Annotated in this window: 18 protein-coding genes and 1 other RNA gene; 7 read left to right on the forward strand and 12 right to left on the reverse strand. The window is 67.0% G+C overall.

Translation table 11 applies throughout. The features are described 5' to 3' along the window. The first annotated feature begins 65 nt into the window (after nt 1-65). Together GOPIP_RS26060 and eccA are read left to right on the forward strand one after the other, a co-directional pair. Complete coding sequence (locus GOPIP_RS26060) at nt 66-2,645, forward strand: MinD/ParA family ATP-binding protein (protein ID WP_006372868.1); 2,580 nt, start codon at nt 66-68, stop codon at nt 2,643-2,645. Continuing rightward, entirely contained in the window at nt 2,642-4,501 is a 1,860-nt protein-coding gene (gene eccA / locus GOPIP_RS26065) for a type VII secretion AAA-ATPase EccA (protein WP_006372869.1), read from the forward strand. Before GOPIP_RS26060 ends, eccA begins: the two co-directional genes overlap by 4 nt. Nucleotides 4,502-4,569: 68 nt before the next feature. On the opposite strand, the gene ssrA is transcribed toward eccA, so the two are convergent. From ssrA to GOPIP_RS26105, 9 genes are all read right to left on the reverse strand, one after another. Continuing rightward, nucleotides 4,570-4,944, reverse strand: a transfer-messenger RNA (tmRNA) gene (gene ssrA / locus GOPIP_RS28530). 127 nt (nt 4,945-5,071) lie between these two features. After that, nucleotides 5,072-6,349 (reverse strand): glycoside hydrolase family 27 protein, encoded by a 1,278-nt coding sequence (locus GOPIP_RS26070; RefSeq protein ID WP_035728891.1) that lies wholly within the window; start codon nt 6,347-6,349, stop codon nt 5,072-5,074. A gap of 37 nt (nt 6,350-6,386) precedes the next feature. Further along, nucleotides 6,387-6,860 carry an SsrA-binding protein SmpB gene (gene smpB / locus GOPIP_RS26075; RefSeq protein ID WP_006372871.1) on the reverse strand — a complete coding sequence of 158 codons (474 nt, stop codon included), beginning with the start codon at nt 6,858-6,860 and terminating at the stop codon, nt 6,387-6,389. 19 nt (nt 6,861-6,879) lie between these two features. Next, nucleotides 6,880-7,794: a permease-like cell division protein FtsX gene (gene ftsX / locus GOPIP_RS26080; RefSeq protein WP_006372872.1), complete on the reverse strand. Its 915-nt coding sequence runs from the start codon at nt 7,792-7,794 to the stop codon at nt 6,880-6,882. A gap of 95 nt (nt 7,795-7,889) precedes the next feature. Then, a complete protein-coding gene (gene ftsE, locus GOPIP_RS26085; protein WP_006372873.1) occupies nt 7,890-8,576 on the reverse strand; it encodes a cell division ATP-binding protein FtsE in 687 nt (228 codons plus the stop codon). A gap of 91 nt (nt 8,577-8,667) precedes the next feature. Further along, nucleotides 8,668-9,366: a hypothetical protein gene (locus tag GOPIP_RS26090; protein WP_006372874.1), complete on the reverse strand. Its 699-nt coding sequence runs from the start codon at nt 9,364-9,366 to the stop codon at nt 8,668-8,670. Continuing rightward, nucleotides 9,366-10,376, reverse strand: a complete 1,011-nt coding sequence (locus GOPIP_RS26095) for a mechanosensitive ion channel family protein (protein ID WP_006372875.1) — start codon at nt 10,374-10,376, stop codon at nt 9,366-9,368. The genes GOPIP_RS26090 and GOPIP_RS26095 overlap by 1 nt, the downstream gene beginning before the upstream one ends. Continuing rightward, nucleotides 10,363-11,478, reverse strand: coding sequence for a peptide chain release factor 2 (gene prfB / locus GOPIP_RS26100; protein ID WP_006372876.1), 1,116 nt, complete (start codon nt 11,476-11,478; stop codon nt 10,363-10,365). The genes GOPIP_RS26095 and prfB overlap by 14 nt, the downstream gene beginning before the upstream one ends. Before the next feature lie 31 nt (nt 11,479-11,509). Next, complete coding sequence (locus GOPIP_RS26105) at nt 11,510-11,908, reverse strand: hypothetical protein (RefSeq protein WP_006372877.1); 399 nt, start codon at nt 11,906-11,908, stop codon at nt 11,510-11,512. Nucleotides 11,909-11,953: 45 nt separating this feature from the next. Between GOPIP_RS26105 and hisN the strand changes: the two genes are divergently transcribed. The 3 genes from hisN (at nt 11,954) to GOPIP_RS26120 (ending at nt 16,403) form a co-directional block, all read left to right on the forward strand. Beyond that, nucleotides 11,954-12,757 (forward strand): histidinol-phosphatase, encoded by an 804-nt coding sequence (hisN, locus tag GOPIP_RS26110; RefSeq protein WP_006372878.1) that lies wholly within the window; start codon nt 11,954-11,956, stop codon nt 12,755-12,757. 122 nt (nt 12,758-12,879) lie between these two features. After that, nucleotides 12,880-13,278 carry a VOC family protein gene (locus GOPIP_RS26115; protein ID WP_006372879.1) on the forward strand — a complete coding sequence of 133 codons (399 nt, stop codon included), beginning with the start codon at nt 12,880-12,882 and terminating at the stop codon, nt 13,276-13,278. Nucleotides 13,279-13,667: 389 nt separating this feature from the next. Further along, on the forward strand, nt 13,668-16,403 hold the full coding sequence (locus tag GOPIP_RS26120) for a hypothetical protein (protein WP_006372880.1): 2,736 nt from the start codon (nt 13,668-13,670) through the stop codon (nt 16,401-16,403). Between the two features lie 163 nt (nt 16,404-16,566). On the opposite strand, the gene GOPIP_RS26125 is transcribed toward GOPIP_RS26120, so the two are convergent. Then, nucleotides 16,567-17,226, reverse strand: a complete 660-nt coding sequence (locus GOPIP_RS26125; RefSeq protein WP_006372881.1) for an MBL fold metallo-hydrolase — start codon at nt 17,224-17,226, stop codon at nt 16,567-16,569. A gap of 208 nt (nt 17,227-17,434) precedes the next feature. On the opposite strand from GOPIP_RS26125, the gene GOPIP_RS26130 reads away from it, so the two are divergent. Together GOPIP_RS26130 and GOPIP_RS26135 are read left to right on the forward strand one after the other, a co-directional pair. Then, a complete protein-coding gene (locus tag GOPIP_RS26130) occupies nt 17,435-18,805 on the forward strand; it encodes an acyl-CoA dehydrogenase family protein (protein ID WP_006372882.1) in 1,371 nt (456 codons plus the stop codon). Between the two features lie 27 nt (nt 18,806-18,832). Further along, nucleotides 18,833-20,053 (forward strand): acyl-CoA dehydrogenase family protein, encoded by a 1,221-nt coding sequence (locus GOPIP_RS26135; protein WP_006372883.1) that lies wholly within the window; start codon nt 18,833-18,835, stop codon nt 20,051-20,053. A 137-nt stretch (nt 20,054-20,190) separates the two neighbouring features. Here the strand turns inward: GOPIP_RS26135 and GOPIP_RS26140 are convergent, their stop codons facing one another. Continuing rightward, entirely contained in the window at nt 20,191-21,498 is a 1,308-nt protein-coding gene (locus tag GOPIP_RS26140) for an MFS transporter (RefSeq protein ID WP_035728896.1), read from the reverse strand. Nucleotides 21,499-21,605: 107 nt separating this feature from the next. Next, a complete protein-coding gene (locus GOPIP_RS26145) occupies nt 21,606-23,012 on the reverse strand; it encodes an aldehyde dehydrogenase family protein (protein ID WP_006372885.1) in 1,407 nt (468 codons plus the stop codon). Nucleotides 23,013-23,053: the final 41 nt, after the last annotated feature.

Consider the following 23,053-nt stretch of genomic DNA (forward strand, 5'->3'; position numbering starts at 1 on the left):
ACGATACAGTCGGCTGAGGTCAGGACACGCGCCGCCGAAGGTGCGATGCGTCGAACGGGGTACAGATGTTTGCAGACGATCACGGGGAGTCACAGACCCCTTCGTGGCTGTCGGGCTCCCCGGACGACGACGCAAATACCCTTGGCAACAAGCGATCCCACACAAGAGCGGCCACCGGCGACGCCGCGTCCGAGACCGACGCCACGCCGGGCGAGACCGTGAGTCCGACGGTCGGCGCCGTCAGTCCTCGAGACGACCCCACCAGCGCCGACTTCAATCCCTTCGCGGGGATTCTCGGTGGCGCGAGCCCGCTGACATCGGCGGGTCCGGGTTCCACCGACAACGTCGACGACGACGAGGACAACCCGCTGTTGGCGGCGTTCGGCGCCCGGCCGAGTGGCACCGTCGTCACCGAGGAACCTGCACCCTCCGAGAGTTCGTCGCGCCAGGCCCCACTGCCGTCCGAGGACGACCTCGGCTTGGGCGCCATGTGGATGCCGTTGGCCTCGCCCGCCGGCGAAACTGCCGAGACCGATGATCCGCAAACCGATGACCCACGGAACGATGCCCACACCGACGGCCCACATCATGCGGCGGACGGCCCGGATGACGCCGCGGCCGACTCGGATGATCTCGACGAGATCGAAGCCCGTGCAGCACAACTCCTCTCACGACTCGGACGCACCCAGCCGGAACCGGAACCCCACCCGGAGTTCACCATCCCGACGCTGTCCGACGAGCCCATCGCCGAGCCGTCACACGATGTCCCGATCGGCGTGGACGACCCGCCGATCCCCACGAACAGTGACATCACAGACGGCGAGGTCTCCGCGTACGACGAAACCTCCACAGGCAGTAGCTATCTCACGGACGACGAGATACCCGCCGCCGCCGGCAGCCCGACCCCGATCGACACCGGGCTGCCGATACTGCCCGAGGACACGCGGGGTGACGCCTCGCCGGACGATGCAGATGCCACCGATCCGCATGTCGCCGATGCGATGACGGTGCGTCATCCGATCACGTCACAGCCCCCGCAGCCCCAGCCCGTACCTGCACCGACGCCCGAACCGCGGCGTCGTCGTCGGCCCGCACGACCGCCGTGGCAGCAAGACCCCATGGGAATGGCCGCACCACCTTCGGACCCAACAGCTTTGGGACCGATACCACCGGGCCACATGGCACAGGCGCCGATACAGCACGTGCCCATGGAGTACGGGCCTATGGAGTACGGGCCTGCGAAGAATGGGCCGACGAACCCTGAGCCCGTGGACCAGCGTCCGACACCACCCGCGCCACCACGTGCTCCGGCGGTTGAACCGCGGGCCGAGCAGATGCCGGTCACCCCGGTGCCGTATCCCGCTGCGCCACAACCGTCTGCATCACAACCACCTCCGCCGCCGCACCCCGCGCCGCCGATCACCGATCCCATTGCGCCTCTTCCGCGCCACTCCGAGCCCATTCCGCAGGCACCGTCCGCGCCGCCTGCTCCCACCCACCAACCACCACCATCGCCGTGGCCCGGACACCGTCCACCCGCTCACCAAGCCCCCGCACCGCCACCCGCACAACACTTTTCCGGGCAATACCCGGCGCCCCAGTATGCCCCGGCGTCACCGTACGCCCCTGCGCCACCATATGCCCCGGGGCCTGCACCTGCGCATCCATCGAATCCGCTGCGCCCGCCGGCCGCGGTACCGTCGTTGGACGAGGCGCACCAGCGTGATCGCAGAAGCGAAGCCCCACAAGCCGGTTGGCGCCGCGCCGTGTTCACGGTGTCCTCGGGACACGTCAATCCCGGCGAGTCGCGAGCGGCCCGGCGGCGTCAACAGCTGATCGATCAGATCCGCCGACCGATCAACGGCGACTTCCGGATCGCCATGCTGTCGATGAAAGGTGGGGTGGGCAAGACCACCACCACGGTGGGACTCGGCTCGGCGTTGGCCGCGGTGCGCGGAGATCGGGTGATCGCGGTGGACGCCAACCCCGACCGCGGAACACTCGCAGACCGGATTCCGGGCCGGACCTCGGCCAACGTCCGCGACCTGCTGAACATGGGCCCCATCGACCATTACGCCGCGGTGTCCAACCTCACCTCCACCTCTCCGAGCCGTCTGGAAGTCCTTGCTTCCGAACAAGACCCGGCTGCCGCCACCGCCTACGACGAGGCCGACTACCGGCGCACGATCGACACGCTGCAGCGTTACTACAACATCATCCTGACCGACTGCGGCACCGGGATCATGCATTCGGTGATGGGCGGGGTCCTCGACCTCGCGCATGCCATCGTCCTCGTGACCACCCCGGCGATGGACGCCGCGCGCAGTGCCTCGGCCACCCTCGACTGGCTCAATTCCCACGGGTACGGGCGCCTGGTGCGTGAGGCGCACGTCGTCCTCAGCTCGTCCCGCCCGCAAACCGGCCAGGTCAAGGTCGACAAGATCGTCGATCACTTTGCCGCACGCTGTGATTCGATTCACATGATTCCCTTCGACCAGCACCTCGCCGAGGGTGCGGCGATCGACTTCACACACCTGCGGGCACCCACCCAGCAGGCCTTCCTCGAGCTGGCCGCCAATGTGTCCAACAGCTTCGGGATGGTGCGTCGCCACCCCGAGATCCGATACCGACGGATGGAAGTATGAGCCAGAACACACGCGATGCGCAGCGGGTCTTCGACGCCGGGGTGCTGTCCCTGGGGATAGCGATCGACGGGCTGCAGACCGAACGGGACGTGACCTACGCCCTTCGGGCCTTCACCCGCGCCACCGAACGGGACCCCGACATGTGCGATGCATGGCTGGGGCGCGCCGCATGCGGCGAGGTCACCTCGGAGGTGCGCTACAACCTCTATCGGACCTCCACCACCACGCTGTTCCGTGAGCAGCGCCGACTCGGTCTGGCACCACGGGAATTGGGCGGACGCTTCCAGACCGGGCTCTACATCGACTATCCGCTCGCGGGTTTCACCGAGATCTGGCTGGCCTACGCCGCCGGGCTGATCGACGACGGCGAGTACGGCGAGGCCGAGGGCGCGCTGGACACCCTGGCCCGGTACCGGCCGAACATGCCCGAACGCGACCGGTATTCCGACGAGATCTGCGCCTACCTGCGCGGCATCCTGCACTTCACCACCCAGCGATGGCCCGATGTGCTTGCCGCGCTGGATAAGTCGGCCTCGTTCGGCGACGAGTACATCAAGTGCGGGGCCGACCTGATGGTCGGTTCGGCCTGCGCCCAGCTCGGTCTCTTCGGCGAGGGTATCCGCCGACTGGAGTCCGCTGCGGAGGGCCCGATCCCCGCCGCCGTCACCGACGCCGAGTTCTGCCGCGGATTGACGTTGCGCGAGATGGGTCGCGAAGAGGACGCCCGCGCCATCTTCGAACGCATCTACTCCGAGAAGCCCGACTTCGAGGCCAATGCCGCTGCGCTCACCGACCCCAAGTACCGGCTGGTGATCACCGACCGCACGACGATCGAGTCCCGCACGGACCGTTGGGATCCGAACTCCGCCCCCGATCCGAAGCTACGGGTGTCGGCCGAACAGGCCGACCGCAGCGCGAAGCTACTCGCCGAGGCCCAGGAGGAGCTCGCCGCCCAGATCGGGCTCGATGAGGTCAAGATCCAGGTCGCCAAGCTGCAGTCGTCCGCCAAGATCGCCAAGGTTCGCGCCGAGAAGGGTCTGGCAGCCACCTCGCGCAGCAACCACCTTGCCTTCACCGGTCCACCCGGCACCGGCAAGACGACCATCGCACGTGTGGTCGCCAAGATCTATTGCGGGCTCGGCATTCTCAAGACGCCCACGGTCATCGAGGCCAAACGGGAGGACTTCGTCGGTCAGCATCTGGGCAGCACGGCACTGAAGACGTCGGCACTGATCGACACCGCGATGGACGGGGTGCTGTTCATCGACGAGGCGTACACCCTCATCCAGAGCGGGCTCTCCGGCGGCGACGCGTTCGGCCGGGAGGCCGTGGACACGTTGCTGGCACGAATGGAGAACGACAGGGACCGCCTCGTCGTCATCATCGCCGGATACGACGGCGAGATCGATCGCTTTCTCGCAGCCAACGACGGCCTGGCATCGCGGTTCGCCAAACGAATCCGCTTCCCGTCCTACACCCCGTCCGAACTCGGCCAGATCGCCCGGGTCATCGCCAAGAACCGGGACTCGGTGATCACCGACGAGGCACTCGACGATCTGATCGCCGCATGCGAGCCGCTGTTCAACTCGGAGTCGGTCGATCAGAGTGGGCTACCCCGCCGCACCATCGACCGGGCGGGCAACGGCAGATTCGTGCGCAACATCGTCGAAGCCGCCGAAGAAGAACGCGAGTACCGACTGTCCGAGGACCCCGGCATCGACTTCGACGACCTCGACGCCGAACACCTGATGCGGGTGGAGGCCACCGACATGCGTGCGGCCATCAACACCGTGTTGGGGAACCTGGGACTGGGGAACTTGGGCCTGGGGCGCGTCGATACCGGCTCCCAGGTCTGAACCGCCCCGGCGACAACACCGTCGAGAAACGACAGCGCCCCACCTGCGAGCAGGTGGGGCGCTGTCAACCGTGGAGCTGCCGGGAATTGAACCCGGGTCCTCCGTCGGGTTGGCGGGGCTTCTCCGTGTGCAGTTCACTCTGTCTCTACTCGGATCTCCCGGTCACGTGAACAAGCCGAGATGACGATCCCAGTCGCTGTTGGTTGTCCCCTTCGCACCCGCGACCGGTGCGAACGGTGAGCTCCCAAAGATGATGCCGGCACCGGACTTGGGAGCAGAGTCCGGGCCGACAGACTACGGGCCCGCTGTCAGGCAGCGAGGGCGTAGTCGCGCTGATTCTTATCGGCGCTTAATTGGTTGCCGCGACGCTTATACGGTGGTCTCTGGCCTGCACCGACACGCTTCCCCCGCCTCGGCGTACAGAGTCGAAACCGATCAGCCCCGAGACAGGTGCCCTCCGATTTCTCGGCGAGCAGTTCATTGTAACAACCCGACGCGCGTGGTTCATTCCCATTTCCGTCGGCGCTCGCCCGGCAGTTACTCGCCCGCATCCTGTCCTCGCGGGAACCGTCACTGGATCGACAGCACGGCGGTGTCGTCGACGCCCACGGGCACCGACAACCCGCCGCCCTCCGCCTGATACCGGCGCCCGGTCCATGCGTCGACCCCCGACACCGACGAATCACCGGTCAGCCCGAGGCTCGACAAGCTCACCTTCAATGTGCGGGGATGGTCGGCACGGTTGGTCAACGAGACGACGAGGCCCTTGGAACCCAGAGCGCGGCTCCAGATCTCCGGGTTGTCGCCGACCATGGCGCCGGCGCGCACGCGCTCGTCCTGATCGATGCCGATGATGGCCTCATTGGCGAGGATGTCGCGGGTGCGGGTGCTCATCGCGGTGAGGTCGTTGCCGGCCATCAGCGGGGCGGCCATCATCGCCCACATCGACATCTGGGTGCGCTCCATCGCCGGGGTCAACGCGTTGCCGACACCGACGACGAGCACGTCCATGTCGACGAAGCTGCCGTCGGCAACCCGTGCGCCGATCGGGGCCACGGCGTCGATGATGTCGCGGATCCCCTGATACCCCGATGCCGGTGTCGCATCGGCACCGGCCGGCCGAGTGGTCCACACCGGCGAGATGTCGTTGGTGGTACGTGTCATGGTTGCCACACCGCCCCAATCGAATTGGGCTCCGGGGACCGATCCGGCGATTCCGCTGTTGGGGTTGATGCTGTACACCATGGGGCGTCCGGTGGATCGGATTGCGTCACGCATCGCGGTGAACGAGGCGACCTGGTCGTCGTGCGCGGAGTCACCGGAGCACCAATCGTATTTGACGAAATCGACGCCCCACGAGGCGAACGCGCGCGCGTCGGTGAGCTCGTGACCCCCACTGCCGGCCGAACCCGGATAGGTTCCGCCGAACTGCGCGCACGTCTTCTCCCGTGCACCGGCGTAGATCCCGAACTTCAACCCGCGGGCGTGCACGTAGTCGGCGAGCGCGGCCATCCCGGATGGAAAGCGCACGGGGTCGGCGACGAGTTGCCCGCCGGCGTTGCGATCGGGCGCCATCCAGCAGTCGTCGACGACGACGTAGCGATATCCCTTGGCCGCCAGGCCCGAGGACACCAGGGCGTCGGCCTGCGCACGCACGATCTGCTCGGTGATGGTGCAGCCGAAGCTGTTCCAACTGTTCCACCCCATCGGCGGGGTGGCCGGCAGTCCACCGATCGCCGGACCGTCACCGCCGATGCGCACGGTGTCGTCTCCCTCGGGCGTGCAACCGAGCGCGAGCACAACCAGGGTCACGATCACGACCGCTGCACGCGGCCACCGGTGCGACATCCTCCGGCGCGAGTGCGTCGAGGTCGGCCTCACGCAATCACATGCCCTTGACGCGGCGGCCGATCTCGCGGGCGACTTCGCGTTGCGCGGTGCGCCGCGCGATGTCCTGGCGCTTGTCGTGTGCCTGCTTACCGCGGGCCAGTGCGAGTTCGACCTTGGCCCGCCCGTCGCTGAAGTACATCGACAGCGGCACCAGGGTCAGGTTACCGTCGCGGATCTTGCCGACGAGGTTGTCGATCTCACGACGATGCATCAGCAGCTTGCGATTCCGTCGCGGCGCGTGATTGGTCCAGGACCCACTGCCGTATTCGGCGATGTGCAGTCCACGCAACCAGACCTCACCGTCGTCGATGGTCGCGAACGCGTCGACCAAGGAGGCCTTGCCCTCCCGCAGACTCTTGACCTCGGTGCCGAGCAGGGCGATGCCGGCCTCGTAGGTGTCGAGGATCGTGTAATTGTGTCGCGCTTTGCGATTGGACGCGATCAGATTGCGCCCCTTCTCCTTGACCATGTCGGCCGTCTCACCTCCTTCACTCGCGAACGTAGACACGCAGCGTGACATATCCGGTCACCGCTGCCAACACAATTCCGCCGATGACGAGCCACGGCGAGACGAACAACACGTCGCCGATCGTCACCCGGGGCACGATGTTGACCCCGTACAAACCGGCCAGGGCTCTGTCGAAGAAGAAGAGTTTGGCCAGGAACAACCCACCGATCGCGAGCAACGACCCGATGAACGCGGCCAGCATCGCCTCGAGGAGGAACGGCAGCTGGGTGTACCACCGGGTCGCGCCGACCAGTCGCATGATCGACACCTCGGTCCGCCGGGTGAACGCCGCGATCTGCACCGTGTTGACGATCAGCAGGATCGCGGCCACAGCGAGGATCGCGGCCACCGAGAACGCGGCGTTGCGCACCCCGTCGAGCACCCCGAAGATCCGTTTGACGAGTTCACGTTGATCCAGGGCGCCCTCGACGCCGAGGTCCTGGCGGCCCGAGAAGGCGTTGTAGACGTCGTCGAAACGATCCGGATCCGACATCCGGACCTTGAACGACGCCTGCGAGAAGGTGTCCTGGGTGATCTGATCGGCGATCTCCGGCGAGGTCTCCTCGAACATCTCCTTGGCCTGCTGATAGCCCTCTTCGGGGCTGACGTAGGTGACCGATCCGACGCCGGGCTGCTTCTCGAGGTCGGCGCGCAGCGTGGTGCACGGGGCGTTGCGGCAGTTGGCGTCGGCCTTGGAGACGTCCTCGTTGAGGAAGAACTGCATCTCGACCCGGTCGAGGAAGATCTTCTGGCTCTTGTCGGCCATCTGGATCACCAACAGCCCGCCGCCGAACATGCCCAGGGTGATCGCGGTGGTGATGATCATCGCGACCGTCATGGTCAGGTTGCGGCGGAAGCCGTTGAAGACCTCGCTGAAGATGAATTGAGCTCGCATGGCTGCTCGGATGTCCTTCTGGTCGTGGGGGCTCGCGCGGATGCGCCGACGGTTCTCGGCATCGCGTGCACGCGAACCAGATCGGCACTTGTCGCTCAGCCGATGCCGTAGACGCCTTGCTCGTCGTTGCGGACCAGCCGCCCGTTGTCGAATTCGAGGACCCGACGGCGCATCGCGTCGACGATGTGCCGGTCATGGGTGGCCATCACCACCGTCGTGCCGCGCCGGTTCACCCGATCGAGGACGTCGACGATCTCCTCGCTGGTCTCCGGGTCGAGGTTTCCGGTGGGCTCGTCGGCCAGCAGCACCAGCGGCCGGTTGGCGATCGCGCGGGCGATGGCCACACGCTGCATCTCACCGCCCGACAGCTCGTAGGGCATGCGGTCGAGCTTGCCTTCCAGACCCACGTAGTCGAGGACCTCGGGCACCACCTTGCGGATCATCGACGGCGGTTTGCCGATCACCTCCAAGGCGAAGGCGACGTTGTCGGCGACCGACTTCTGTTGCAGAAGCCGGAAATCCTGGAAGACGCAGCCGATCGACTGGCGCAGTTTGGGTACCAGACGGCCCTTGAGGGTGTTGACGTGGAAGTCGCCGACGTAGACCTGGCCGGAGGTCGGCTTGTCCTCTTTGAGCAACAAGCGGAAGAAGGTCGACTTCCCCGATCCGGAAGGCCCGATGAGGAACGCGAACTCGCCCTTCTCGACCTCGAGGGACAGCTCTGACAGAGCCGGCCGCGAGGAGGCCTTGTACTTCATCGTGACGTTGTCCAGCGTGATCACAGGGAGCCAGTGTAACGACGACGCCTGAGAGTCCCGTTCAGGCGGACGTGCGGCGCGTTGACCTCGCTCCCGCGCCGGTCGGTCGCGCGTCTCAGCGCGTCGGCACGGTGGTGGTGGTCGTGGTCTCCCAGGGCAGCCGGAAGCCGGGGATGAGACCACCGCTCGGCGCCGAGGACTGTCCCGTCGACGACTCCTCCCCGGCACCGGGCGCACCGGGCGCACCGGACTGCACCGACGACTCGCCCGAGTCCGACGACGACACCGACGACGAGGTCGTCGACGAATAGCTGGTCGTCGGTTCCCGATAGGTCGGCTCGCTCGTGCGCACCACCTGCCGGCCGGTGGACGGCTGCTCCGGCGGGGCGTAGCGCTGCGATGTGTACCCGTACATCACCCAGCACGCCACGAACAGGACCACCAGGATCGCCGTGCCGGAGCGCACGCGGGTGCCCTTGATGTGCTTCCAGTTCCGGTCGCGCCAGCCACGGCGATGCGACGTCGCGGGCGTGGGATCGGTGACCGGGCGGGCACCGGTGTCGGACTCGGCGTCGTCGTCGGTGACGATCGGGATCTGGTCGGTGTCGACGATGGGGTCGACTGGGGCATGGGTACGCCTGGTCGCAGCCGGCGTGACGGGTGGTGTCGTGGCGGGCGTCACCGCGGGCCGCGCGGCGTCGTCCGGCAACAGGTGGCGGGGCTCGCCCTCACGGGCGGGCGTCGATTCACCAGGCGTCTTACCTGGTGGCGTGTTCTCGGGCGTCTTGTCGCCGGGCAGTTCTCGATCGGCCATCAGGCTCCCCCGTCCCGGTCGGTACGGCCGTCGGTGCCGGGTGCGCTCACGGTGTCGGCGAGTGTCGCCGGCGGGGCGGCACCGGACTGGGCGTCATGCCCGGCGGCGACGGTGATGCCCTCGGCGGCGAGAGCGCGCACGATCGACACGCGCAGCGCCCGGCTCACCTCGAACTGTTTGCCGGGCAGCGTCCGCGCGACGATGCGGACGGTGATCGCGTCCAGTTCGAGGTCGGTGACCCCGAGTGACGACGGTGTGTCGAGGAGCAGGTCGTGCCAACGCGCGGTCGCGTAGAACTCGCGGCCCACCCGGTCGAGGGTTTCGTTGACGAGTCCGATGTCGGCCTTGGCCGGCACCGGGACGTCCACCACCGCCCGCGCCCAGTCCTTGGACAGGTTGGTGGCCTTGATGATCTGGCCGTTGGGCACGGTGATGACCTCGCCCTCGCTGGTGCGCAGTTTGGTCACGCGCAGGGTGACGTCCTCGACGGTGCCGTCGGCGTTCTGGCCGCCGGTGACCATCAGACTCACCACGTCGCCGTACCCGTATTGCTTCTCGGCGACCACGAAGAACCCTGCCAGGATGTCCTGCACCACGCGCTGCGCACCGAAGCCGAGGGCTGCACCGATCACCGCACCCGGGCCGGTCAGGCCGGTGATGGGCACGTTGAGGATCACCAGGAAGCGGATCAGCACAATCGCGATGACCACGACGATCAGCACCCACGCGACCACGTCGACCAGGGCCCGACGATGTTTGGTGTCCTCGGTCTGGACGATCAGGTCGCTGTTGTGGAAGCTGCTGTCGACGCGCGCGGCGTACTTGGCCGCCGACCATCGGATGAGACGGATGACGATGAGTCCGCCGAGGACCCACGTGACCATCTGCAGCCCGTTGGTGACCAGCCAGACGTAGATGGACCCGATGAGCTGCTCGGTCGCGTTCTGCGGACTGGTCGCAGCAAGGACGTGATGCGGACTCGCCGCCGCGAGCAACTCAGGCGTCGACATCGGCCATTCGCCAGCGGATGCCCGCCTCGATGAACTGGTCGATGTCGCCGTCGAGGATGGCGGTCGGGTTGTTGCTCTCGACGTTGGTCCGAAGGTCCTTCACCATCTGATACGGGTGCAGGACGTAGGAACGCATCTGGTTGCCCCAGCTCGATCCGCCGTCGCCCTTGAGCGCATCGAGTTCGGCGCGCTCCTCCTGACGCTTGCGTTCGAGGAGTTTGGCCTGCAGCACCCGCATCGCCGAGGCCTTGTTCTGCAACTGACTCTTCTCGTTCTGGCAGGTGACGACGATGCCGGTGGGCAGGTGCGTCAGACGCACCGCGGAGTCGGTGGTGTTGACCGACTGGCCGCCGGGGCCCGAGGAGCGGTAGACGTCGACCTTCAGTTCGTTCTCGTCGATGTCGATGTGGTCGGTGGTCTCCACCACGGGCAGCACCTCGACCTCGGCGAAGGAAGTCTGCCTGCGACCCTGGTTGTCGAAAGGGCTGATGCGAACCAGGCGATGGGTGCCCTGCTCGACCGAGAGGGTGCCGTACATGTAGGGGGCCTTGACGGCGAAGGTCGCCGACTTCAGGCCCGCCTCCTCGGCGTAGGACGTGTCGTAGACCTCGACGCCGTAGCCGTGCTGCTCGGCCCACCGCACATACATCCGCATCAACATCTGGGCCCAGTCCGCGGCGTCGACGCCACCGGCACCGGATCGGATGTTGACCAGTGCGTCACGCGCGTCGTACTCGCCGGCGAGCATGGTCTTGACCTCCATCGCGGCGATGTCGGTCCGGAGCGAGGCCCGTTCGGCGTCGGCGTCGGCCAGCGCGCTGGTCCGTTCCTCACCCTCCTCGGACTCGGCGAGCTCGTAGAGCACCGGCATGTCCTCGAGTCGCTGACGCAATTCGGTGACCCGTCGCAACTCCGACTGGGCGTGGGAGAGCTCGCTGGTGACCTTCTGCGCGTGCTCCTGGTCGTTCCACAACTCGGGGTCGGAAGCCTGCATCTCGAGCTCTTCGATCCGACGGCGCAGTTCGTCGACGTCGAGCACCTTCTCCACGGTGGTGAGGGTGGTGTCGAGGGATTCGAGATCTGCGGTCACGTCGGGATGCACGGTTATTCAGGGTACCGGCTGGGACGCGCCGTCAGGACGTCGGCGGCGGCATCTCCCCCGGGACCTGCGACTGCGGCGGGAGTTCACCGAAATGCCAACTGGTCTCGGCCTTGCCCGGCTTGTAGACCACCGGGTGCTCGGAGCCGATCTGCGGCCACGGTTGGCCTTGTTCGAGCACCATCGTCCCGTAGACCTCGGCCGGTCGGGTGCCGGGACCGACGATGGTGCCCGAGACGGTGCAGAACGCCTCGCCCTTGCTGTCGGCCTCCGGACGCTCGCTGACCCCGGTGAGGGTCATCGTTCCCTGCACCAGGCCGGCGCCGCCGCGGGCGCCGCCTCCGATGCCGCCGACCCGGCGGCCACGCATCTGCATGATCATCGCGACGGCCATGACCGCCAGGAGGATGGCGATCGTCACGGTGATCCACATGACGGTCACCCTACCGGGCCCGGCCTCCGCGTTAGGCTTTCGCGCGTGACCTCCCACCCCATTCCCGAATCCGACGATTCCGACCTCGGTATCGCGCTGTCGCTGGCGATCGCCGCCGACGACCTCACCATGGCGCGTTTCGGGGCGCTGGACCTGCAGGTGTCGCAGAAACCCGACCTCACCCCGGTCTCCGACGCCGACCTGGCCTGCGAGGAGATGATCCGCGCGCACCTGTCGCGCCGACGTCCCGGCGACGTCGTACTCGGCGAGGAGTTCGGCGGCGAGCCGACGAGATCGGGACGCCAGTGGGTGATCGACCCGATCGACGGGACCAAGAACTTCGTGCGCGGGGTACCGGTGTGGGCAACGTTGATCGCACTGCTCGTCGACGGTGTTCCGACGGTCGGGGTGGTCTCGGCGCCCGCATTGCGTCGGCGTTGGTGGGCAGCACAGGGCCAGGGCGCGTTCGCGGAGTTCGACGGCCGCACCCGGTCGTTGTCGGTGTCGGGCGTCGCCGACGTGGCCTCGGCGAGCCTGGCGTTCTCCAGTCTGTCCGGGTGGGCGCAGGCAGGTATCCGCGACAAGTTCATCGCGCTCACCGACGAGGTGTGGCGGGTGCGCGGATACGGTGACTTCTACAACTACTGCCTCGTTGCCGAGGGCGCGGTCGACATCACTGCCGAGCCGGAGGTCTCGCTGTGGGATCTCGCGGCCCTCGACATCCTCGTCCGGGAGGCCGGTGGGCGCTTCACCTCGCTCGACGGGACGCCCGGCCCCCGGGGTGGCAACGCGGTGGCCAGCAACGGACTGCTGCACGACGCGGTACTCACCGCGCTCGCCGCGGACTGAGACGGACCCGGGCGGGTCGGACGCACCTGTCCAGTCGACGAGTTGCCGACGAAAGTGCTTCGGGGACCCCACTGTTCGACCTAGCGTCGACAGGAGACCCGCACCGACGTCAGGAGTTCTCCATGCCCGGCTTCCCCGCCCTCACCCACGTTGCGATCACCGTCGCCGACCTCGAGATCAGCCGGTCCTGGTACAGCCGCCTGTTCGGCGCCGAGCCCGTCCTCGAGGAGGACGAGGAGTCCGGCGCGTTCCACCACGCCGTCTACGCCCTCGACGGCGGCACGCTGTTCGGTCTGCACACCCACACCGACTCGACGCCGTCGGAGGTGTTCAGCGAGAAGCGCACCGGACTCGACCACGTCGCGTTCGCGGTCGGACAGGACGACCTCGAGCGGTGGCGCACCCGGCTCGACGAGCTCGGCATCGCCCACGGCGGCATCAAGCACGCGGCGTACGGGTCGGGCATCTCCTTCCGCGACCCCGACAACATCGCACTGGAGTTCTTCGCCCCACCGGCCTGAGCGTGTCTCCCACCGGCTGTGCACGTTCAGGATGCCGTCCAGGCCGGCCCCCGGCTCGGTAGGTGATGGCGAGTTTGTCGTAGCGGGAGCCAGTCCTCGCCACTGCTTTGACCATGCGCCTGACCGTTCGGCGACGTTGCGGTCCCCACACGGGGCGGCGCCAAATACCTTCTCGCGGGCCGGGTTCCCGTGTATCGGGAATCTGGGCTGCGTTCTCGGTGGGGGTGGCTACGGCAGCGGCGGACGCAGGCTCGGTTCGTGCGGCAGGCCGGGGTTGCCCAGTCGAATTGGTACCGTCGTTCGATTCGAGGCGTCCGTGAGATACTCTTCCACGCTCAGGATCAACGTGTTGCGCCGATGGTGCACTTGCGAACTACAAGAGGCCACGGATGCCAGTATCTTTGACCGACACGCAGGCGACCGAAGTCGTGCATCGCTGCGAGCGAGCACTCGCGGGTATCACCGAACGTTCCGAGAGTTCCGTGCTGCGCGGCTGGCGTGCAGCCATCGAGGCCGCCCGTGACGGTGACGGTGTCAGAGCTGCAGCCGCCCTCGGTGTGTTGCCCGAGCATCCCCGATTTGCCGCGACGATCGTCTTGGGGCTCGTCTTCCCCGCGGTGTTGGTCGCGACCGCTGAGTCGCTCGATGAGTCACTGACGGTGAAACCCGAAGCACTCGACTGGTTCGATTGCTGCGAGATGGTGACGATGATGCGCTGGGCCGAATCCGCCACCGACCTGGATGCATCCGTACTCGCCGCGGTGTGCGCCCGGTCCCACGGCCGCTCGGCCGGTCTGGCATTGCTCGCCGGCATGCGGGACCGGCTGAATCGCGACGATGTGCCGGCAGCTGCGCTGCTTCACAGTTACATCCCCGAGTATGCCAAGCAAGAAAAGGCCACGGCCGCAGCGCTACTCGTCATACGAGGCCACCTGACCGCGGACGATGCCATTCGTGACGCCAAAGGCTTCGGCGTCATCCAGGATGGTCGAGAGGAAGCCGAAGCCCTCTCGAGCGCGCTGGCCGAGTATGTTCGTGCAGGCCTGCGGCCCGATGACGACTCCGTGCTCACGACCATCGCCGCGATGAAACTGTGGGGCGACGATCGTGTACCGCGGGACGTCCGGTCCTACGGGCTCGCCTTCGGGGCGCAGGCCTGCGTGCGGGCCGGCTGGCTCGATCACGCCCGCTCGCTGGCGGAGATCCTCTGGGATTTCAACAACAAGGAACCCGTGTTGGCTGCCATCGAATCGGGGGTGGGACAACCCGAGCGGATCCGTGCGCTGCATCAAGTCCCCACCATCGACGACATCATCATCGAGCGAACCGATGAACGCCGCCTCGAGGCGGCAACAGCACGAGCACTCGGACGGTTCGACGACCATGACAGCGAAGGTGCGCTGGAGTCGCTGACAGTCGCGCTCGACTCCGGCTACGCAGCAGCCGATGTCGTCACTCCGGCGGATCGGACCAATTGGGCGCGCAGCCTGGCGGCCGGTGGTGACCAGGACACCGCGGTGCGCATTCTGGACTCCCTCATGGCCGCGGGCGAGCTCGGCCCCGGCGCCTACAGCATCCCCCTGGAAGATCTCGACATCGAACACCAACGGGCGTTCGTGGTCGCAGCTCTGATGCACGGACTGGCGACCGAAAGAACAGAATCTGGCCAGTCGGCGCCACCCGCCGCGATTGAGCTCGCCGATATCGTCGAGCAGATCGGCGATCCAGAACTCGAAACGGGCCTGCTGCGCGCAACCGCGGCATTGGGATCTCATGAGGACGCCTCGCTACCCTCATTGGCCAGGGCGGCCGCGGGCCCCGTGTTTCGGACGACCCGGATCGTCGAGACGCTTCGTATTCTCGACGCACTCCACCGAGATGACGACGACGAGGCCTCCGTGCGCCGATTCCGCGAATGGGGATCGGTTTTCGACGACGCCGAACGACCCCTGCTTGCGGCGGCCGCGGTCGCCTACATCGCCGACCTGGGTTCCCAACAGCCGCAGTCCGTGCGGCCCGAGTGTCTGGGTCCGGTCGCTGCCGAACTCGCCCGCCGCGGCCGGCTCGATGATGCACTGGCGCTGATCCGCGGCGTCGGTCCTGACGATCTCGGCGGTCAATCTCCGGAGAAGCTTCATTTGAGTGCTCTCCTCGAAGTTGCGAGGGCGTCGGATTCGGCAGAGTTCAAGACGGTGAACCGCGCCCTGAACAAGTGCAAGAGCTCATGGAACGCCGGAGGGCGCGACAAGGCCGATCGCGCCTTACATAAGTACTACATCGGCGCCATCGCGCTCGCCTGTGGCGACGTCGACCGCGCGCTCACCGCTGCCGCCGCGCTGCCGAATGTGCCCTACCGCGGCTGCGGTGCCGCCGATCTGGCCATCGACATCGCCGCGCGCATGGACGCCGAACCGGCCCAGTGGACCGCGAGCCGCGCAGCAGCCTTGATCGAGGCACTCCGAGGCCGGGGCGTCCGAGCTGAGAATCTCGTCGCCGCACTGATGAGATTCGGAGCATCGACGGTAGAGCATTACCCGGAATTGGACTCTGCGCTGACCGGGCTTCGGTTCATTTTCGGCAACAGGGACCCAGGCGATGCGGCGCTCGTCGATGCCGTCGCAGGTCTGGGACTTGTCCGCGCAGGTCACACCCGGCAGGGCATCGGGCGTATCGCCGAGGCTGTGGATACCGCACAGGGCAAGCGACACCACTCGGCCAGCCCGTTCCACTTTGCCGAGGTTGTCACCGAACTCCCGGCCGCGATGCCCGAGCGGGCAGACCTGCTACGGGGGGCGTGTTCACTGGTCCGCGATTCCTACAATGTCGAGGCCGCCATCGGCGCTGCTCACCGCATCATCGGTCTCGCCGACGCCGACGACCTGCCGCTGATCGCTGAGACGCTCACCGACTTGGCACTGTCACAGGAGTACACCCAGTCCGTACAGAACCGGATCGGCGTCGCATCGATCCGTCATGGGGTCGATGCGTCGCTCCTGCCGCTGGAATCTGCGACCGAACCGGCAGCGGTACGCCGACATGTACGCCTGGCTGCGCGTTTCCTGGCTCGGCGGGGGTTTCTCCCCGAGGCTAAACGTCTCGGAGCACTGGCCGGTCTGCAGACCTGAGGCCGGCGTCCCCGTGCCCGGTGGACGAGGTTTGCACCCGGGAGCCGTAAACAACCGCCGGCGATGCTGATCCCAGCCGGCCAGCACAACGCAACCACGCGCCAGAACCAGCCACGAATGTTCGAGCAGTCTCCCTGTAACTGTTCCGAACCGGAGGCCTCTTTCAGAACTCGGCCGCGGATTCCTGGTCGAGTACGGCGAATTCGGTTGCCGCGTCCTTCATCTCGCTCAATCGTGAGTAGTGGATGCCGGTCCCCGCGTCGGACAGGATGGCCTGGTGGATGGGCACCGCGACGCGTGGCGCCATGGCACGCAGGTAATCCACGGACTCACTGAGTTTCATCCAGGGCGCCGCCGACGGCAGCGCGAGGACGTCGACCTTCTCGAACGGGATGTAGAACGAGTCGCCCGGGTGCATGAACCGCCCGGCGCCCTGCGACGAGTCGAGGACGTAGGCGACGTTGTCGACGACCGGGATCTCCGGATGGATGACCGCATGCCGGCCGCCGGTCATCCGGGCGGTGACCGCGCCGATGTCCACCTGCTGCCCGGGGTGCGCCGGGGTCCACTCTCCCGCCGAGTCGGCGTCATTGAGTTGCCGGGCCGTCTGCGGATCGGCGTATCGGAGGGCGTGTGGATTGGCCGCGATGAGATCCGGCAGCCGCGCAGGGTCACAGTGATCGGGATGTTGGTGGGTGATCAGGATCGCGTCGAGTCCGGTGATGCCCTCGAAACCGTGGGAGAAGTTTCCCGGATCGAACAGGATCTTCGCCCCATCGAGTTCGACCAGCAGACACGAATGACCGAAGTGCGTGAGTTGCATGCCTCCACTGTGCTCCCGGCGGCCTCATGTGTCAGCGAACCGCTTCATAACCCCTGTTCGCCCCGGCACGCGCGGCCGGCGAACGAGTCCCGGCGTACAAACACGTGACTTTCTTCTTACCCATGAGTAAGATCGATTCTTACCGCCGGGTAAGGTATCCCGGAGCCGTAACGCCCCACCCAGTCAACCACTGCGAGAAATGGTGAACATGTCTACTCACACCGAACCCCGCGACACCTCCGCCGTCGGGAAGACCCGTCATCCCCGCAACTTCATCGGTACCGCGATGCGCGTGCTGACCACGGTCACGGGCTCGGAGTTCGCCGAGAAGTACCAGATCCGTGAACCCATCAACCGGATTGCGTACCAGGCGACCAAGACCGGGTTCCAGACCCTCGGCGCCGCCAACCGCGCCTTCTCGAAGGTGCAGGGTGGGTCGGGTCCGGCCAAACGGCTGACGACCACGCCCAAGGGCTACTTCAATCTCACGCCCGACGACGAACAGCAGATGATCGCCGAGACGGTCAAGGAGTTCGCCACCGAGATCCTGCGTCCGGCCGCCTACGACGCCGACGCCGCGGCCACCGCGCCGGAGGAGATCGTCAAGCGCTCCGCGGAACTCGGCATCACCATGATCAACGTTCCCGAGGAACTCGACGGCGCGGCCACCGAACGCGGGGTCGTGACCAACGCGTTGGTCGCCGAGGCGATGGCCTACGGCGACATGGGTCTCGCGCTGCCGCTGCTCGCCCCGAGCGGTGTGGCCACCACGCTGACCAACTTCGGCAGCGACGGCCAGCAGAAGACCTACCTGCCCGACTTCGCCGGTGAGAACGTCCCGCAGTCCGCGGTCGTGATCGCCGAACCGCGCCCGCTGTTCGACGCATCCTCGTTGCAGACCAAGGCAACCCGCGTACCCAGCGGCTACCGGCTCAACGGCGTGAAGTCGTTCGTACCGGCCGCGGGGTCGTCCGAACTGTTCATCGTCGGCGCGCAACTCGACGGCCGGCCCGCACTGTTCATCGTCGAATCCGATTCCAAGGGCCTGATCGTCGAGGCCGACCCCGGCATGGGTGTGCGCGCCGCAGGCATGGGTCGACTGCTGCTGCAGGACGTCGCCGTGCCGGAGTCGGCGCTGCTCGGCGAAGGTTCACCCGATGCCGCCTTCGCGGCGTATCGCGATGTGGTGCGGTTGTCGCGTCTGGGCTGGTCGGCGCTGGCCGCCGGAACCGGTCGGGCCGTCCTCGACTACGTCATCCCCTATGTCAACGAGCGTGAGGCGTTCGGCGAGCCGATCTCCAACCGCCAGGCGGTGGCCTTCATGGTCGCCACCATCGCCACCGAGCTCGACGGCATCCGTCTGGTCACCCTGCGCGGCGCCTCGCGCGCCGAGCAGGGCCTGTCGTTCGCCCGCGAGGCCGCCCTGGCCCGCAAGCTCACCATCGACAAGGGCCTGCAGATCGGTCTCGACGGCATCCAGCTACTCGGCGGCCACGGCTTCACCAAGGAACATCCGGTCGAGCGTTGGTACCGCGACCTGCGTGGCGCGGGTATCGGCGAGGGCATCGTCGTCCTGTAAGGCGACCCGGGAATCGAGGACACAGTCATGAGCATCAATCTGGAACTGCCGAAGAAGCTCGGCGTCACCATCGATCAGGCCCATCAGGCCGCGGCGGAGATCTTCCGGCCCATCTCACGCAAATACGATCTGCGCGAACATGATTACCCGGTCGAGCTCGACACCCTGGCGAGCCTGTACGACGGTCTGGCCGAGACCGGCCAGGCCGGTGCAGGCGCCGATGCCGGCCGGAGCAAGGACAAGGGCAAGGAGCGTCCCGAGGGCGTCGTGGTCAACGGCGGCAACATGCAGTCGGTGGTCAACGTGATGGAGACCTCCTGGGGCGACGTCGGCCTCATGTTGTCGATTCCCTATCAGGGACTGGGCAATTCGGCGATCGCCGCGGTCGCGACCGACGAGCAGCTCGAGCGCTTCGGCAAGGTGTGGGCGGCGATGGCCATCACCGAGCCCAGCTTCGGCTCGGACTCGGCCGCAGTCACCACCACCGCCACCCTCGACGGCGACGAGTACGTCATCAACGGCGAGAAGATCTTCGTCACCGCGGGCTCACGCGCGAGCCACATCGTGGTGTGGGCGACCGTCGACAAGAGCCTCGGCCGCGCCGCGATCAAGAGCTTCGTGGTGCCGCGCGAACATCCCGGTGTCGAGGTGGTCCGGTTGGAGCACAAGCTGGGCATCCGCGTCTCCGACACCGCGGTGATCCGGTTCGAGAACTGCCGCATCCCCAAGGAGAACCTGCTCGGCAGCCCCGAGGTCGACACCAAGAAGGGCTTCGGCGGGGTCATGCAGACCTTCGACAACACGCGGCCCCTCGTCGCGGGAATGGCCGTCGGGGTGGCGCGGGCCGCACTCGAAGAGCTGCGTCGCATCCTCGAAGACGCGGGCATCGAGATCGATTACGATCGTCCCGCCGCCGATCAGCATGCCGCCGCAGCCGAATTCATCCGAATGGAATCCGATTGGGAGGCAGCGTATCTGCTGACCATGCGGGCGTGCTGGATGGCCGACAACAAGCAGCCCAACTCGCTGGAGGCCTCGATGGCCAAGGCCAAGGCCGGCCGCACGGGTACCGACGTCACCAACAAGGCCGTCGAATTGGCCGGTACGCCGGGCTATTCCGAACGCCTGCTGCTCGAGAAGTGGGCCCGCGACTCGAAGATCCTTGACATCTTCGAGGGCACCCAGCAGATCCAGCAACTCATCATCGCCCGCCGGGTGCTCGGGAAGAGCAGCGCCGAACTGAAATGAGTCGCACCGGCCGATGACCCCCACGGCCGGCATTGAAGACGAGATCGCCCCGCGGACACCACGTCCGCGGGGCGATTCCCGTCGGTGCGGATGTGTCGGTGTCCGTCGCGGTGTCGGTCGGGAGGGCGCGACCCGCCTCATGCCTCCGGCAGCGGCCGCCCGGATTGCTCCGACCACACCACCGGATCCTCGCGCAGCAGATGCGCCCGACCCTTGCGACGGTATCGCCAGATCTGCAGGGCGCCGACGCCCCACAGCAGGTACTGCGCCGACATCGCCGCGGTGAACGCCTCGGGCGGATAGCCGGACGCGCCGTCGGGGGTGCGCCAGTCGAGGATGATGCCGATCATCGCCATCAGCAGCAGGCTCGCGAAGAAGCCGCCCTGGTTGATGATCCCGGTCGCGCTGCCGACGCGTGAGACGGGATTGGAGGTGCGGCCGAGATCGAAGCCGATCATCGACGCCGGACCACCCATGCCGCACACGATGACCAGAAGCATCAGCAGCCAGAACGGCGCAGAACCGGGCCAGGCGAGCACAATCGTCCACATGCCGGCGATGGCGCCGACGACGCTCAGCACCAGGGTCGACCGGTGCCAGGGATGCCGCGTGATCAGCGCGGCGAAGATCGGTCCGAAGCCGATGATCGAGCACACCATGATCGTCAGCAGGGTGCCTGCCGCGCCCGCGCCCTGCCCCTCGCCCTCGACGAAAAACGGGAATCCCCACAGCAATCCGAGGACGGTGGCACTGAACTGGGTGGAGAAATGCATCCAGAATCCCAGCCGAGTACCTGGATGACCCCAGGCCGCGGCGAGAGTGGCACGGATACCGGCGAACCCGAGCAATGGCCCGGAGGTGGTGCGCGCCTGCGGGGAGTCGCGCACCACGATCGCCGCGATCACCAGCAGCACCGCACCGCAGGCGGCGGTCACCAAGTAGGCGTGCGTCCACCCGAGATTCGACAGCGCCCAGGTCATCGGGACCGCGGCCGCCACCGCGCCGAGTTGGCCGAGTACTCCGGTCAACTGCGTCATCAGCGGGATGCGCCGCACCGGGAACCACGAGGTGACCAACCTCAGCACGCACACGAAGGTCATGGCGTCGCCGACCCCGACGAAGAACCGTGAGCCGAGCGCCCACACGTAGGTGTCGGCGAAGGCGAAACTCAGTTGCGCCAGCGTCAGGATCAAGGTGCCGGTGAGCAGCACTCGGCGCGGGCCGAACCGGTCGACGAGGAGCCCGACCGGGATCTGCATCAGCGCGTACACCAGCAACTGCAACACCACGAACGTCGACAACGCCGACGCCGAGATGTGAAATCGGTCGGCGGCGAGCAGACCGGCGACCGCCATCGACGATCGATGCAAAACGGCGATGAAGTAGACGGTCACCGCGACCGTCCACACCACCATCGGGTGCCCGACACGGGCGGGTGCGCTCACCGGACCGACCTCCTCTTGCTCGACACACCATGGTGCGTCATCGGTACCGGTGAGCGCCGAGCGGGTGGACACCTCGAAGGCGTTGTCCGGTGTGTGGCGCGGAACGCTCAGCCGTTGATCACCTGCGGCACCGAGACACCCTTGAGACCCTCGACGCCGAACTCCAATCCGTACCCGGACTTCTTGACACCGCCGAACGGGATCATCGGGTGCACGCCGCCGTGCCCGTTGATCCACACGGTGCCGGCCTCCAGACGACCCGCGATCGCTCGCGCGGCATCGGCATCACCACTCCACACCGAGGCGCCGAGCCCGACATCGAGGCCGTTGGCCAGTGCGACGACCTCGTCGACGTCGGTGTAGCGGATGATCGGCAGCGCCGGACCGAACTGCTCCTCGGTCACCAGCGGATTGTCGTTGTCGATGTCGGCGACCAGGGTCAGCGGGTAGAAGTGGCCGGGGGCGTCGGTGTCGGGGTCACCGCCGGTGAGCACCTTGGCGCCGGACTCCTTGGCTGCCTCGACGAGCCGGGCGACGATGTCGAACTGCGCGCGGTTCTGCAGCGGACCCAGCACGTTGTTCTCGTCGAGGCCGCGGCCCATCGGCATCTGCCCGGCGACCTCGACGAGCGCGGCACACACGTCGTCGTAGACATCGGCGTGCACGTAGAGCCGCTTGAGTGCCGCGCACGTCTGGCCGGTGTTGATGAAACATCCCCAGAACAGGTCCTGGGCAATGGCTTTCGCGTCGACGTCGGGCAGCACGATACCGGCGTCGTTGCCGCCGAGTTCGAGGGTGAGGCGTTTGACGGTGTCGGCCGAACTCTTGATGATCGCCTGACCGGTACGAGTCGAACCGGTGAACATCACCTTGTCGATGTCGGGATGAGACGACAGCCTGGCCCCGACCTCACCCTCGCCGGCGACCGGGATGAGCACGTCGGCGGGCAGGACGCCGTTGAGGACCTCGATCAGGGCGAGCACCGACAGCGGCGTGTACTCCGAGGGTTTGACGACGGCGGTGTTGCCCATCCGCAGGGCCGGGGCGACCTGCCAGATGGTGATCATCATCGGCCAGTTCCACGGGCCGATCGCACCGACGACTCCCACCGGGCGGTAACGCAATTCGGCGTGAGTCTCCTCGTCGTCGACGACCGTCTCGCCCGGCAGTGCGGTGGCCGCGGTGGCCCGCAGCCACGCCGAGCAGGCACCGACCTCGAAGCGCGCGTTGGGACCGTTCAGCGGTTTGCCCTGCTCGCGCGAGAGGAGTTCGGCGAGGGGCTCGGCGGCCTCCTCGATGGCGTCGGCAGCCTTGAGCAGCAACGCCTTCCGGTCGTCGTCCGAGCGCGCCGCCCATGCCGGTTGTGCGGCCCGGGCACGGGTCACGGCGGCATCGAGATCGGCGACGGAACCGAAGGCGACCGTGCCGACGACCTCACCGGTCGCGGGATCGAGGATCTCGCGTCCGGCAGGGTCGGTGACGGAGTGCAGCAAGCTGTCATAGGTGGTGCTCATGATGATTCTCTTTCCTGATCGAATCAAAAACTGTCTGGGGA

The organism is Gordonia polyisoprenivorans NBRC 16320 = JCM 10675 (assembly GCF_000241325.1).
Lineage (GTDB): Bacteria > Actinomycetota > Actinomycetes > Mycobacteriales > Mycobacteriaceae > Gordonia > Gordonia polyisoprenivorans.